This is a genomic window from Treponema vincentii (assembly GCF_018336815.1).
GTDB lineage: Bacteria > Spirochaetota > Spirochaetia > Treponematales > Treponemataceae > Treponema.
Map to the genome: position 1 here is coordinate 1006399 of NZ_CP050497.1, position 14234 is coordinate 1020632.

At 41.9% G+C, this 14234-nt stretch carries 13 protein-coding genes and 1 tRNA gene; 7 read left to right on the plus strand and 7 right to left on the minus strand.

Annotated features, from left to right (window positions below):
- Positions 1-48 precede the first annotated feature (48 nt).
- From GWP40_RS04580 to GWP40_RS04610, 7 genes are all read right to left on the minus strand, one after another.
- A complete protein-coding gene (locus GWP40_RS04580) occupies positions 49-498 on the minus strand; it encodes a MarR family winged helix-turn-helix transcriptional regulator (protein WP_212566240.1) in 450 nt (149 codons plus the stop codon).
- Positions 488-1486: a class I SAM-dependent methyltransferase gene (locus GWP40_RS04585; RefSeq protein WP_212566241.1), complete on the minus strand. Its 999-nt coding sequence runs from the start codon at positions 1484-1486 to the stop codon at positions 488-490. The genes GWP40_RS04580 and GWP40_RS04585 overlap by 11 nt, the downstream gene beginning before the upstream one ends.
- Positions 1487-1640: 154 nt before the next feature.
- A complete protein-coding gene (locus tag GWP40_RS04590; RefSeq protein WP_212566242.1) occupies positions 1641-2063 on the minus strand; it encodes a very short patch repair endonuclease in 423 nt (140 codons plus the stop codon).
- Positions 2064-2068: 5 nt separating this feature from the next.
- On the minus strand, positions 2069-3373 hold the full coding sequence (locus tag GWP40_RS04595; RefSeq protein WP_212566243.1) for a hypothetical protein: 1305 nt from the start codon (positions 3371-3373) through the stop codon (positions 2069-2071).
- A gap of 10 nt (positions 3374-3383) precedes the next feature.
- On the minus strand, positions 3384-3902 hold the full coding sequence (locus tag GWP40_RS04600; RefSeq protein ID WP_212566244.1) for a sensor histidine kinase: 519 nt from the start codon (positions 3900-3902) through the stop codon (positions 3384-3386).
- Positions 3903-4122: 220 nt separating this feature from the next.
- Entirely contained in the window at positions 4123-5508 is a 1386-nt protein-coding gene (locus tag GWP40_RS04605) for an ATP-binding protein (RefSeq protein ID WP_212566245.1), read from the minus strand.
- Positions 5505-6572 (minus strand): DNA cytosine methyltransferase, encoded by a 1068-nt coding sequence (locus tag GWP40_RS04610; protein WP_212566246.1) that lies wholly within the window; start codon positions 6570-6572, stop codon positions 5505-5507. Before GWP40_RS04610 ends, GWP40_RS04605 begins: the two co-directional genes overlap by 4 nt.
- Positions 6573-6772: 200 nt before the next feature.
- Here GWP40_RS04610 and GWP40_RS04615 point away from each other — a divergent pair.
- The 7 genes from GWP40_RS04615 to xdhB all read left to right on the plus strand — a co-directional run bounded on the left by GWP40_RS04615 (position 6773) and on the right by xdhB (position 14234).
- Positions 6773-6845: transfer RNA gene (locus tag GWP40_RS04615), tRNA-Thr, on the plus strand.
- 389 nt (positions 6846-7234) lie between these two features.
- The gene (locus GWP40_RS04620) at positions 7235-7540 is read left to right on the plus strand and encodes a BrnT family toxin (RefSeq protein WP_006188009.1); all 306 of its coding nucleotides are present in this window, start codon (positions 7235-7237) and stop codon (positions 7538-7540) included.
- Positions 7512-7766, plus strand: coding sequence for a BrnA antitoxin family protein (locus GWP40_RS04625; RefSeq protein WP_039925512.1), 255 nt, complete (start codon positions 7512-7514; stop codon positions 7764-7766). Before GWP40_RS04620 ends, GWP40_RS04625 begins: the two co-directional genes overlap by 29 nt.
- Before the next feature lie 206 nt (positions 7767-7972).
- Positions 7973-9253 (plus strand): amidohydrolase family protein, encoded by a 1281-nt coding sequence (locus GWP40_RS04630; protein WP_212566247.1) that lies wholly within the window; start codon positions 7973-7975, stop codon positions 9251-9253.
- A gap of 110 nt (positions 9254-9363) precedes the next feature.
- Positions 9364-11043, plus strand: a complete 1680-nt coding sequence (gene ade / locus GWP40_RS04635) for an adenine deaminase (RefSeq protein WP_230974606.1) — start codon at positions 9364-9366, stop codon at positions 11041-11043.
- Positions 11044-11053: 10 nt separating this feature from the next.
- Positions 11054-13351, plus strand: a complete 2298-nt coding sequence (gene xdhA, locus GWP40_RS04640) for a xanthine dehydrogenase subunit XdhA (protein WP_212566248.1) — start codon at positions 11054-11056, stop codon at positions 13349-13351.
- Position 13352: 1 nt separating this feature from the next.
- Positions 13353-14234: a xanthine dehydrogenase subunit XdhB gene (gene xdhB, locus GWP40_RS04645; RefSeq protein ID WP_212566249.1), complete on the plus strand. Its 882-nt coding sequence runs from the start codon at positions 13353-13355 to the stop codon at positions 14232-14234.

Consider the following 14234-nt stretch of genomic DNA (forward strand, 5'->3'; position numbering starts at 1 on the left):
TATTCCTTAGGTTTAATTTGCAAAAATAATAAAACTTTTGTAAACTTTTTAAAAATGTTTTTCTATCATCTCATTTGCTTTTTCTAAAAAGCATTCAATAAGAGCACATTCTTGTTCATTAAGCGAATCGATAAAGTCAAAAAAAGATTTATCGCATCTTTGATGATACTGCTCATGTGCGGTATATGCCGCTTGTCCCCATTTTGTTAAAAATAATTTTTTTCTTTTTTTATCTTCCGTATCCGATTCTTTTTCTACAAACCCGCGTTCCTCAAGTTTCAGTAAAGTTTTGTGAATAACCGCACGGGTAATCCCCATCTCGCGGGCAATTTCCGAACTAAATATCCCCGGATGATCTCCTATCTTTTTTATGATATGAATTTCACCACGGTAGAATGTCATATCCTTTCCGACAAATGAGAGCGTGTTGTTTTTTCCGTTTGCAATTTTTTCTACAAACGCGATATACCGTTCAATTACGGTGTTTTTATTTGTCATCGCACACCTTCCGAAATATGATAACCGGATATAAACCGTCGGAGTCTGCCGTTATTTCTTTCAAATTGACGGAACTCAAGGCTTCAATAATCATCTCTTTTGACGGAAATTGATTTTCTCGTTTGAGATTCCCCTTCAACCATCGCGCTGCATACCGCGGTTTGTCTTTTTCCGCTGCGAAAGCGGTATCGTACACCAATAATACTCCATCTTTTTGCAGCACATTACTTATTTTTTTGACAAGAGGTTCGAGCATTGCTTGTGCGAACGGAAAAATACCTGAAGCAATTATGAAGTCGTAATCTTCGCCGATATCATCAGAAAGAAAATTTCCTTCCATAATTGAAATACGATTTTTTGCCGGGGAAGTGTCGATGTAGTCCTGTGCAATAGAGGCAACATCTTTTTGTTCAAAAAGAACGCCCTCACATTTTTTATATGTCTCTGCTACCGCAATAAGCAGTGATCCTGAACCGCCGCCTAAATCAAGAACCTTTTGCGGCGTAAGGTTAAGTTTTTTAATCAGCATCAGCAAGGGTTCTTTTCTTAACACGGCTATTTCCCTTGCGGTAATCCGTGCCATTTCGGCAAAATCAAAAACGGGCTGAGCGCTTGTAGTTTCGGATACGGTTTCCGTTCGATCGCATATATCCGATAACCGTTTTCGGTACAGCAGCACATCGCCTATATACGAGGCACCCGACCGGGATAAAAACTGCTGTGTTTCATCGGTATTACGATAGCAGTTTCCATCAACGGTTATAAGCCCTTGTACAGTAAGCACATCTAACAATATTTTTATGGATTGTGTACTGCCGAAATTAAGACCGCCGTATTTGTCGGTATCAACCGATAGTGCTGCGGCCGCCTCTTCCGCCGTCTTACCGTTGTCTAATGCCGTAAAAATATCGAGTTCAAGCGCCGTGAAAAAAATATGTGCGTCCAATAGCGCATCGAGTTTTGCATAATATTTCAAAGCGGATTTCATGCATCGTCCTTGTATCATCTTTATTGTATGCTAGGCATACATATATAATACACAAATTACGGTTTTTGTCAAAGGAAAAGGGATAGGATGCACGGAAATAAACCGGCAATGGATTTAACGGATATCTGTTACTAGTCGAGACTGGAAGCGAAGGTTAGTGGCATGATTTTAATTCTTTTACAAGTATGTCCAAAGTCATTTTTCTTTTTTTTACGGTTAATTCACACTGCCATATAATCAGTACTTTATACCCCATGCTATGCAATTCAGTAAAGACTTTTTTATCGCGAATAACATTAGCGGATATTTTTTCTTTCCAGAATTCCGTATTAGTTGTCGGTAATGCGGATTTTTTACAATTTTCGTGTCCGTGCCAAAAACAGCCGTTGACAAATATTATAGTTTTGTATTTAGGCAAAACTATATCCGGCTTTCCCGGTAATTTTTTTACATTCTTTCTATAACGAAATCCATGTGCAAAAAGATATTTACGTACCAATATCTCAGGTTTTGTTTCCTTTCCCGATATTTTTGACATAATATCCGATCTCTTTGATTTTGAAAAAATATCAGGCATATATTCTATTCTTTATTATTTTTTAAAGGGTCACTTAATTCCGGGATGATATTGGAAATTCCCAATCTAGCAGAATAGGAGGAATATTTTTGTAAAATATCGGCAAATAATTTCGATTTTGCTCTAAATATAATTCTATATTTTGAATCATCTTTAAGATTTTCATCTGAAAACATAAAAGTATATCGGAAATCAAAACAAAGCACGCAAGGCTTGGTATCTATTTCTATAGGCCAAAAAAGATATTTATTATCTCCTTTGAATGTAATATTCATAAATTTCCAAATTTTATCATTATCGCTGCTTGAAAGATCATATATAAAACCTCTAACTAATTTTGAATTAATTTTTTTATGAGAAAAATCACATGGCGGTGTCAATTCTATTCCAATAGATATTGAGTTCTTTGGTTGATTTTGTATTTTAAAATCAGACTTATTTTCTATAATTTTATAAATATTTCCTGGAACGATAATATCTTGTTTTATGTTAATACCATCTATAAACTGTTTGGTATTTAATTTAGCATAATTAAATAGTTCTTCTTGTAAATTATTTCTCCATGGATTTTGAGGAATAGAATCGAAAATATTTACATCACTTTCACACTGCTGATTTGTTAAATCAGAATAAAGTAATTCATCAAATGCTTTATATGCATCGGTTGTTAAATCGTATCCTACTACTTGATCATCCGGTATTCCGGTATGGTTCAGTGCCATTTTATACAGGATATACATCAATTCGGTTTTTTGTTTATCATAATCCGCAACTAAAGAATATATATCTGATATTGCCTTACCACTAGCAGATTTAACAGAACTCATCCAATTTACAAAAAAATATGCGGCCTTATCATTTTGTAATATATTTTTCAAATCTTCCAAAATTCCATTGTACCCATTTTGCAAATATTTAGATTTATCAAACGATACGATAAACATGGGTAAGCAATATTTGTCTTTATCCTCCAGTAATTTTTCTTTTAATATTGAAATATCCTCCGTATGTTTAGACCAAACCACTAAGCCGTAACACCCTTTTGTTGCAGGCAGAATTTTTAACAGTATCGGTCTGATTTCCGTGGAAATATTGTTTTTTATATTGATACTATCGTCTAATGATAAGTCCATAAAAATAAGTTGTCTGTATTTTTTTAAAGGTATTATATTCTTAAATTGCTTATCTTGAGGATCGATTAACTGTATTTTTACTGAAATATCTTCGCCTTGCAATTGTTTTGCAAGTTCTTCTATTTCTTTTTCTTGGTCATCAATAATTATAACACTATCAATAAAATCAGTTATCATAGTTGTTCCTTTATTTTTTTTCTTTTGGAAAACAAAGTGCAATAATCGCTTTATTAATTTGATTTTTTTTAACATCTTTCGGCAATTCAATATCATTTTCATCCAAAAATAATAGTTGACCTTTCATTGCTCTCATCATTTCGTTAGCAATATGTAAGCCTAGCCCCATGCCTATATTATGCGGTTTACCTGTAATAAACGGTTGAACGGCAACATCCGTCGGAATATTGAATCCCGGTCCATTGTCGGAAATGATAATCGAATTATATCCTTTTATTTGGTCTGTTATATATAGGGAAATCATTCTGTTACCTTTGCGTGCATAACTAAGCCAAAATATTGAATTATCCAATAAATTAGTCAATGCCGAAATAGATTCAGCCTCTGCTAAATACGCCTTTAATGAATTCTCTTTGCAGTTATCAAAAACTTCTATTTTATGGTCGGAAAATCGGAACGAATAATTGTCTAACGCTGTCAAAACAATCGATGATAATTTAGTTTCTCCAATCGAAGACTTTCTTATCATAGCCGAATATCCGCGAACAATCTTTTCGAGATTAAGTGAAATAGCAATAATATGCTCTGTCTCTCCACTATTCGCATATCCGATTAATGCCGCTACCTGTTTTTCAATTTCGTGAATAACAACACTTAAATTTAATCCGGCGTTGGCACTCTTTATAAGAACTTCCTTGACCTCTCTATATTGTTCATTTATTCGATATAAATACTTTAAGATTTCATCTTTAGTCTCTTTTTTCCGTAACTTTGTTTTCTACCAATTCAATAACATCATTTAAATCGGAAAGAACAGGTTCTATCACTTTATCTTTTTTGTAAAGTGTTGTTAATATCGCTTTATCAACATTACGTTCCCTAACAATCAATGATAAAGCATAATCAACCGCATCGACTAATGCTATATAAGAATCGTTTTCAATAAACCCTTCTCTATTGGTTTTTTCTTTGAGTCCGAAACTTTGCGAACGCTTTAACTTAACGGAGCCTAAAATGATATTGTTACTCACGTTACCACCGACCCTATGAACACGTTTCAAATCTATTCCAAGCCAATCATTATCTCTTTCTCCATAGTCGTAAACCCGAACATCGTCCCGATAAACACGAACCCCTCCATTTTCTTTTAAATATGATTTTATACTTGATTTTTCCGCATTGACGAAGTTGAAAATTTGAGCGTCCATTTCATAAATGATGACATCAAACTCTATGTCTCCGATTTCGAAATCGTTTAAATCAATATAGTATTCTACATTTTTCTTTTTACCTGTTTCGTTTATTACTTCTTTGATGCCTTTAATATGAAGGTCCTCTTCAATTAAATCCATCTTCGTCAAATTACGTCCTTTATCAACCTTGGATAAAGAAGTCCACGGTTTAAATTCGTATTGAAAGTTCTCAATTAATCGCCCTTTCATTACACAATGCCCAAAATACAGACCGCTGTCTTTGATGTCCTCAAAAGAGGGAAGACCGGAAAAAAGATTTGAGTTACTACGTATATTTACTTTAAACGAATCGTTTGCTCCGGAAAACGGACTGTTTAAAGATGTTAGATTTCTATAAACCTCTCTTATTTGCCGTCTATCCCAAGTTGTTTTAAGGTCATTGATTATAATTCGCGTACCGGTTTTTCCGTCTTTAAAATAAATAGGCATCTCATTTTCATCAACTTCGATAGTAAAATCGTTTATTTTTTTTACCTGATTTAGGGTTATCCAATTAATGCTGAGATGCACTTCTTTAGCGCTTTCCGTTTTACTAATCAGTGTGATTTTATTTCCTAATTTATGAATTCCGAGACGACCAATACCCTTTTCTCCCAAAGGGAATCTTCCACAACAATTAGGTTCCAATCTTTTATGCTTAAAATCCGTTCCGATAACAAGCCATACGGTTTTGATTGTGTTTAGATTCATGCCAAAGCCGTCATCGGTAATCATCAATGATTTCAATTCCTCATTTTCCGTATTAAAATCTATAGTACAGGTATTTGCACATGCATCGTACGAATTTTTAACCAGTTCAAGAAGCGCAATACTTTCATTCTTGATTAAATCTTCACCAAAATGAGCAATAATCCTGGGGGTTATCGAAAATACTTCTTTCATTTTTTTCCTTGAATTGAATTTATAACAACTTCGCCCAATCTTCTTGCATATTCGGGCGGAACCGCATTGCCTATTAATTTTGCTGTTGCCGTAATACCGGAAGTTTTAAAAACATAGTCTTTCGGAAACGTTTGTAGCGTAGCCCCCTCTCTTACGGATAAGGCTCTATCTTCATCAGGATGTCCGAAACGTCCGTTCGAAATGCTAAAAAACTTTGTAGTAATTGTAGGAGCCGGTTTGTCCCACCACATACGTCCGTATGTATCTTTAAAGTTGTTATCCTTACCTACAAAACATTTTAGCTGGAGATCGGCATCATGAGCCCAATCCAACCTATTCCCTCCGTTATGCTTGGTTTTTTGCAATCTTCTTAAGCTTTTATCACTTAACCCTGCTACCGTATGATTAAAATCGGTATTATCACGATGCCCTGCTTTAACTTTAGAAAATCCGTTTGCTTCACCGATAACTTTATCAAGTGTTATTCCGGTTGTATCGGCACTAGGCAATCGAATATTCGCATTTTTCAATCGTGTAGCAATAAGTGAAAATCGTCTTCTATGTTGCGGTACTCCGTAATAGTTCATATCCACAACTTTATGTACAACTTTCTCATACCCTATATTTTTCAATTTATTAAGGAAGTCCGGTAATATGCTTTCTTTATTTGTTATAATTCCAGGAACATTTTCTACCAGTACATATCCCGGTTTATAATACTCCACAAAACGAGCAAAATCCAATAATAAATCTTTCGATCTCAAGGATTTCGTCTTATCGGAATTTATTATGCTGTAAAATTGGCAAGGACTGCAACCGACAAAAATCAATTCATCATCATTTCTTTTAATTTTAAAAGTATGTTCAAAATATTCGCTTTTCAATTCTTTTATGTCGACTTCAATGAACGTGCTGCGAGGGTTATTGTATTCATATGTCGCTTTAGCATCTTTATCAAAATCAATACCGGCAATAACATCGATTCCTGCTTGCCGAAGACCATAGGTCATTCCTCCGCCGCCGCAGAAAAAATCGATAGCTTTATATTGAATTTTCCTTTCCATAAATCCCTACACCGTCCCCCGGTTTTACTCATCTCGCTATACTTTTTATAATAATAACACAAATTGAGCGTAAAACTCAAGAACTTCGCAGCACCTGTTGTCAAGTTTGCTCCTTGACGTAACGGTTCTTTTTCCGTATACTGTTCAAACTTTGTCTGAGGAAGCCTTTTTTGGTAAACTAGCCTCAGCTTGTTTTATTTGCCAACTTAGCTCACCCGGCAGAGCAGCACCCTCGTAACGTGCAGGTACTCGGTTCAAGTCCGAGAGTTGGCTTTTTTTTAGTAAGTGATTGTGTTATCATTATTTACAAAATACGTTATTCGAACAATTGGGACGACAATATTAAAGATTATGCTATTCCCCGGTACATAAAACCAATACATGTTCGCTTTCAGTATCTGCGATAAAAGTCTTTACTATGGCTGTCTCATATCCTTTTTCAATCCCAAACAAAGAAAAAAGACTTTTATTCGTGCGGAAGGTTTAATACCCGCCGTTCCTCGGCAATGCTCTGCATCGGGGGTGTTGATTTAGATTTTAAAATAACCGGACAAGAGACTGTACCGTGGTAGATTAGTATACTGCTTTTTTTGTTACTATGCATACCTTGATAGAAATACATAAAAGAAATACAATATAGACATATCAAAAGAGGTGTTTTTATGATGGTTGTTCACGGAAAATTTGAATGGGACAGTAACAAGAATGAGATAAACATCAAAAAACACGGTCTTTCATTTGATGCAATTCTTGAAGTGTTTAATGATCCATACTTTATCGAAAAGATTGATATTGAACATTCAACACTTAAGGAAGAAAGACTAATAGGGATTGGGAGTTTGAACGGTTTTGTAATAATCACGATTGTGTATACGGAACGTGATAGAACAAGGCTTATTTCTTCACGTCTGGCAACAAAAAAGGAGGAGGCTTTTTATTATGAGCAACGAAAAAACTTTAACTGCTGAAAGAGTGGCGGAACTCCGCAAGAACATTGATTTATCGGATATTCCTGAAATTACGGACTTTTCCGGTTTTAAGCCTCGATACCCTGAATACTTCAAGCCAAAAAGAGAGCAAGTATCAATCAGATTGAGCAAATATCTTATTGACCATTTTAGAGCAATGGGAAAAGGTTGGCAAACAAAGGTAAATGATTTCTTAATGGATGCCGTCAACAACGGACAAATTTAATCGACTTTGTTAAACGCAAAAATAACCGAGCCGTAACGTGCAGGTACTCGGTTTAAGTCCGAGAGTTTGCTTTTTTATCTTTTTCTTTTTAATTCCTTCACTAATCCTTATATATTGTGAGACATCCTAAAAAAAAATTAGTTTTTTGCGTTTTTTTGCTTGTTTTTGCGGTGAACCGTGCTATACTGGTACAAGGGTATTGCAGTATGAGTCAGACACAGTTTGTCGTTAAGGGTGATTTTATATCAGCCGTAACAAAAGACCGTCTCGTAGCGCATCCGAATGCGTATGCACTGTGCGAAAACGGAAGGATAATCGATTTTGTCAATATATTACCGGAAGGGCAGTGGGAGCATGTCCCCTGTTTTGATTTTTCCGGTATGCTGATTGTGCCTGCGTGCGTGGATTTACACGTTCATGCACCGCAGTACGCATTCCGCGGAATAGGGATGGAGCTTGAGCTCATCGATTGGCTGAATACCTATACCTTTCCCGAAGAAGCGAAATATGCCGATGCCGATTACGCTTTGCAGAGCTATCGGCTTTTTACCGATGACCTTGAAGCAAGCCCGTCATGCCGTGCGGTAATCTTCGGCACTATTCATAATAGCGGCAATCGTGTGCTGGCCGATTTACTGAAAGCTAAAAAGATGCCGTGTCTCGTCGGCAAGGTGAATATGGATCGGAATGCGCCCGACTACTTATGCGAAACGGCGGAATCTTCTTTTGCCGCGACCCAAGCCTTTGTTGATTCATTTAAAAATGATGATACCGTTGCTCCTATTATAACGCCTCGCTTTGTGCCTTCGTGTACGCCCGCTTTAATGGATAATCTCGGCAAGTTGGCAGCAGCCCGGCACTTGCCTATACAGAGCCATCTTTCGGAAAATAAAAAAGAAATCGCATGGGTGAAGGAACTTCATCCCGAATGTAAAAACTATGCCGAAGTGTACGGCCGCTACGGCCTTTTAACCGATAAAACCATTCTCGCTCATTGTGTGCACCCTACCGACGAAGAAATAGAATTGCTGATTCGGCGCGGCACGTATATTGCTCATTGCCCCGAATCGAATATCAATTTAACCAGCGGCATTGCGCCGATTGCGCGGCTTTTGGATGCCGGTGTTCATGTAGGGCTCGGCTCCGATATTGCGGCAGGCTCCCAGCTTTCCCTGTTTAAAGCGATGATGTCGGCGCTCCAAGCTTCAAAGATGCGGCGGTATTTTTATGGAGGCGAGCGTGCACTCTCCGTTTCGGAAGTATTGTACCTTGGAACGAAAGGCGGCGGTTCCTTCTTCGGCGATACCGGCAGCTTTGAAAAGAACTTCTGGTTCGATGCAGTGGTGATCGACGATTCCCGTTTTAGCGCACGTACGGATTTTTCTATTGAACAGCGGCTTGAGCGTGCACTCTACTTGACGGAGCAGCACAGCATGGTTGCAAAATTTGTGCAAGGCCGCTGCGTGTGGAATCATGCGGAATACTGATAATATATACAAAAATATATAAATGGGAGATATAATTATGGATGAAAAAAGGTTTATCGATATTGCGGCAGGGCGGGTAAAAGCCGATCTGGTGTTAAAAAAACGCTTTCGTGCTTAATGTATTTACCAAAGAGTTTATTAAACAGGATGTTGCGATAGCGGACGGGTATATCGCCGGAGTCGGACAATATGACGGTATCGAAGAAAAGGATCTGACAGGTAAGTATGTTTGCCCCGGTCTTATCGATGCGCACATGCACATTGAATCGACGATGGCGCCTCCCCGAAATTTTGCACGGCAGGCACTCCGGTGCGGTACCACTGCGGTTGTTGCGGATCCGCACGAAATTGCAAATGTTGCCGGCGTTGACGGTATCCTTTATATGCTGGCGGATGCGCGGAAAGCGGTATTTGCCGGTACAAATCAGCCGCTTGTTTCCATCTATTTTATGATTCCCTCATGCGTACCCGCTACCGATTTTGAACATACCGGCGGTATTATTACCGCTTATGATATAGAAAAACTGTTGGACGAACCGAATGTGCTTGGACTCGGCGAGATGATGAACTATCCTGCAGTTATCCGCGGGGATGAGTCCGTATTAAAGAAGATTGCCGCCGCCCGGAAAAAGATGTGCGACGGTCATGCTCCCTTTGTACGCGGTAAAGAACTGCAAGCGTATTGCGCTGCCGGTATCCGCACCGATCACGAATCTTCTTCTTATGAAGAAGCATACGAAAAGCTGCAGCAAGGAATGTACATTCTGATACGCGAAGGTTCTTCCGCGCAGGACTTGGAACCCATCGTAACCGGAATGTTGGAGCATAAAACGGATACGGGACGCTTTGCATTCTGCACCGATGATAAAAAAATGAGCGATATATTGGCGAATGGACATATCGACAATAACGTACGCAAGGCAGTCTCGCTTGGATTGCCGGCAGAAGATGCGCTGTGTATGGCGAGCTTCCATGCCGCGCAATGCTACGGCCTGACCGGAATGGGCGCGATTGCTCCGCGCTATCATGCGGATATTGTCGTATTTGACAATATAACGGACTTTCCGATTAATACGGTGTACAAGGCCGGCATCGAGGTTGACAGTATCCCCGCGGCGCAAGAAGACGCATCGGCAGACGAAAACGAACCGGCTTCGTTCTCGATTCAAAGAATAACCGACAGCGTGCACGTCGTTCCCGTTCCGCGGAGCGCTTTCAATGCCGATCACTTTATGCCGTCCGGTTCCGATAATTTCCATGTCATCGGTATGCAGCCGGGAAAATTGGTTACACAGCATTTAGTATTCCCGCGGCAGGAATGTAACGAACTGCTTAAAGAAGGAAAGCTTTGCTATCTGGCTGTTTTGGAGCGGCATAAGAATACCGGCAATATCGGCCGCGCATTGCTGTACGGTTACGGACTGTCGAGAGGCGCAATTGCTGCAAGTATCGGGCATGATTCGCACAATATCATTGTTGCCGGTTCCAATGCCACCGATATGCACCGCGCCGTAGAGGAAGTTATCGACATGAAAGGCGGCGTGGCTGTTGTACAAAACGGCGCGGTGCTCAGCAAGTTTGCACTGCCGATCGCCGGGTTGATGAGTCCCAGCGAGCCGGTACAGCTTGCCGAATGCATCCACGATGCAGCCGAGAAAGCGCATACTATCGGCGTCTATCCCGAAGTTGAACCGCTGATCGGTTTGTCGTTCCTTGCGCTGCCGGTTATCCCCGAATTAAAATTGACGGATTCCGGTTTGTTCGATGTAGTAAAATTTCAGTTTATATAGGGAGGTAAAAATGATAGTTGGAAAAGCGGTGCCCCGTGTCGATGCTTACGATAAGGTAACCGGCAGGGCAAAGTATGTTGACGATTATTTTCACAGTGATTTTTTAGTCGCAAAGGTATTGCACAGTACCATCGCGAACGGACTGGTAAAAAAAATCGATACAAGCGCTGCGGAAAAAATCCCCGGCGTGGTTAAGATTGTTACCTGTTTCGATGTGCCGGACATTTGTTTCCCGACTGCGGGACACCCGTGGTCTACCGAAGCGGCGCATCAGGATATTGCCGACCGGAGACTGTTGAACACGAGAGTACGCTTCTACGGGGATGATATTGCGGCAGTCATTGCAGAAGACAATGTCGCTGCAGAGCGTGCCTTAAAAGCAATCACCGTTGAGTATGAAGAATATCCTCCTATTATGGATGTGCACCAAGCGATGTCGCCGGAAGCAACCGTGTTACACGAAGCGTTTCCGGGCAATGTGCTCAAGCATACGGTGTTCAGCGTGGGTACGTATGAAGAAACGCCGGATGATACCGACACCGTGATGTTTGAAGGCGATTATGCGGTATCTCCGATTTCTCACTGTCATATAGAAAATCCCGGCTCGTATGCGTATATGAAAGGCGGAAAGATTATCGTGGTGTCTTCCACGCAGCTGCCTCATATCTGCCGCCGCGTGTGCGGACAGGCGCTCGGAATCGACTGGGGAAAAATACGGGTTATCAAGCCGTATATCGGCGGCGGCTTCGGCAATAAGCAGGACATCCTCTATGAGCCACTGAACGCTTACCTTTGTACGCTCGTAGGCGGCCGCTGTGTGCAGCTGTCCGTTTCGCGTGAGGAAACCTTTATGTGTACCCGCACGCGCCATGCGATGGAATTCCATATGAAGACCACGGTGCGGAAGTCGGACGGCAGGTTCATTTCGCGCAAGATGCTCTGCTATTCCACAAATGGCGGCTATGCTTCCCACGGCCACGCCATTACCGCGAATGCCGCTAACGAATTTAAGCAGCTCTACTCGGCGGAAAAAGGAGTCGTGTCCGAAGCGTATTCCGTGTTTACCAACCATATTACCGCAGGGGCAATGCGCGCGTATGGGATTCCGCAAGCGGATTTTGCCCTTGAATCTTTTATGGATGATATGGCGCTCAAACTGAATATGGATCCTGTTGATTTGCGGCTCAAGAACTGTATGCGGGAAGGGTACGAAGACCCTGTTACAAAGATTAGAGCAAACTCGGACGGGCTGTATCAGTGCTTGCAGAAAGGCCGCGAGGTGTTCCACTGGGATGAGCTGCGCAAGAAATATGCGAACCAAACAGGGCCGGTGCGCCGCGGCGTCGGAGTTGCCTGCTTTAACTACAAAACCGGCGTGTACCCCATCGCGCTCGAAACTGCCTCCGCCCGTATTGTGCTCAATCAGGACGGCAGTATCCAAATTCAGATGGGTGCAACGGAAATAGGCCAAGGTGCCGATACGGTGTTCTGCCAGATGGCTGCCGAAGTGCTTTCGCTGCCGATGGATAAGGTGTATATCTTCTCGGAACAGGATACCGATGTCAGCCCCTACGACAGCGCGGCTTATGCTTCCCGTCAAACGTATGTCAGCGGTAAGGCTGTTAAAAAGACCGCCGAATCGCTGAAACGAAAAATCTTGGAATATGCGGCATGGATGCTCGATATGAAGGCCGATGAACTTGATCTGCAGCATGAAAAAATTATTGTCCGCAGTACCGGCGAAGAGCGACTCACTTTGGAAGAGGTCGCAATGGAAAGCTGTTACAGTATGAAGGAATCCAATCACCTCAGCGCGGAAGAAACCTCTCATTGTACCGATAACTGCTTCTCGTTCGGCGCAACCTTTGTTGAGATTGAGGTTGATATCCCGGTCGGCAAAATCAAGGTACTGAATATTTTGAACCTGCACGACAGCGGTACGCTTATCAATCCGCAGCTTGCGGCGGCTCAGGTACACGGCGGCATGGGAATGGGACTCGGTGCTGCAACTGCCGAACAGATGCTTTACGATAATAAAGGCAAGCTGCTGAACGGGAACCTTTTGGATTATAAGCTGCCGACGGCGATGGATCTTCCCGACTTACACGAGCTGTTCATCGAAAATGCCGACCCCACCGGTCCCTTCGGAAATAAATCTTTGGGCGAGCCGCCGATTATTTCGCAGCCGCCGGCAATCCGCAATGCGCTGCTCCATGCAACCGGCGTTGCCATTAATAAGCTGCCGCTTAATCCTCAGCGGCTTTTTGAAGCGTTCAGCGAGAGCGGGCTGCTGAAGGAGGTAATCTAATATGTACGATATGGAAAGTTTTTATCAAGCGACATCCATCGCCGATGCCGTAAGCGCCTTAGTCCGTACCGAAAATCCGGTTATCCTTGCCGGCGGCACCGACGTGCTGATTCAAATGCGGGAAGGTAAACTTGCCGGACGGAATGTCGTGTCTATTTTCGGCATCCCCGAATTGCGCGGCGTGAGCATAGACGAAGAAGGTACTATCCGCATCCGGCCGCTGACGGTCTTTAGCGAATTAACCGGAAGTCCCATCGTGCAGAAGCACTTACCGATGCTCGGCTATGCAGCCGATCAGGTCGGCGGGCCTCAGATACGGAATATGGGAACGGCAGGCGGGAACATCTCCAACGGTGTAACGAGCGCCGACACCGCGCCGAGCCAGCAGTGCTATAACTCGGTTGTCGAAATTACCGGCCCGGATGGAGTGCGGCTGGTTCCCGTGCAGGAATTTTACATCTCCGCCGGAAAGGTTGTGCTGCAAAAAGGCGAGTTGGTAACCTCCTTCCTCATTAAAAAGAAGGACTACGAAGGCTTTACCGGCGATTACATCAAGTATGCGATGCGTAATGCGATGGATATTGCGAACTTGAGCTGCGCCTCCCTTGTAAAAACCAAACGGGAAAATGGCGCCTTAAAAATCGATGAGGTACGTATGTGTTTCGGCGTTGCTGCTCCGGTGCCGCTCCGCTGTAAAAATACCGAGGCTTTTTTAACCGGTAAAGAAATCAACGATGCATTATATGAAGGCTTGCAGGAAGTGCTCCTTACGGATATCAATCCCCGTGACTCGTGGCGCGCGTCAAAAGCGTTCAGAATTAATACCGCCAAGCAAATAGCGGTGCGATCTTTACGGAAAGCTGTCGAGCGGCAGGAGGTGTAA

Excerpts from the sequence above, each read along its gene's own strand:
- GWP40_RS04585 (WP_212566241.1), bottom strand. The coding sequence starts at position 1,486 with ATGAAATCCGCTTTGAAATATTATGCAAAACTCGATGCGCTATTGGAC.
- xdhA (WP_212566248.1), top strand. The coding sequence starts at position 11,054 with ATGATAGTTGGAAAAGCGGTGCCCCGTGTCGATGCTTACGATAAGGTA.
- GWP40_RS04605 (WP_212566245.1), bottom strand. The coding sequence starts at position 5,508 with ATGAAAGAAGTATTTTCGATAACCCCCAGGATTATTGCTCATTTTGGT.
- GWP40_RS04630 (WP_212566247.1), top strand. The coding sequence starts at position 7,973 with ATGAGTCAGACACAGTTTGTCGTTAAGGGTGATTTTATATCAGCCGTA.
- GWP40_RS04600 (WP_212566244.1), bottom strand. The coding sequence starts at position 3,902 with ATGATAAGAAAGTCTTCGATTGGAGAAACTAAATTATCATCGATTGTT.
- xdhB (WP_212566249.1), top strand. The coding sequence starts at position 13,353 with ATGTACGATATGGAAAGTTTTTATCAAGCGACATCCATCGCCGATGCC.
- GWP40_RS04625 (WP_039925512.1), top strand. The coding sequence starts at position 7,512 with ATGAGCAACGAAAAAACTTTAACTGCTGAAAGAGTGGCGGAACTCCGC.
- GWP40_RS04590 (WP_212566242.1), bottom strand. The coding sequence starts at position 2,063 with ATGCCTGATATTTTTTCAAAATCAAAGAGATCGGATATTATGTCAAAA.
- GWP40_RS04580 (WP_212566240.1), bottom strand. The coding sequence starts at position 498 with ATGACAAATAAAAACACCGTAATTGAACGGTATATCGCGTTTGTAGAA.
- GWP40_RS04595 (WP_212566243.1), bottom strand. The coding sequence starts at position 3,373 with ATGATAACTGATTTTATTGATAGTGTTATAATTATTGATGACCAAGAA.
- GWP40_RS04610 (WP_212566246.1), bottom strand. The coding sequence starts at position 6,572 with ATGGAAAGGAAAATTCAATATAAAGCTATCGATTTTTTCTGCGGCGGC.
- GWP40_RS04620 (WP_006188009.1), top strand. The coding sequence starts at position 7,235 with ATGATGGTTGTTCACGGAAAATTTGAATGGGACAGTAACAAGAATGAG.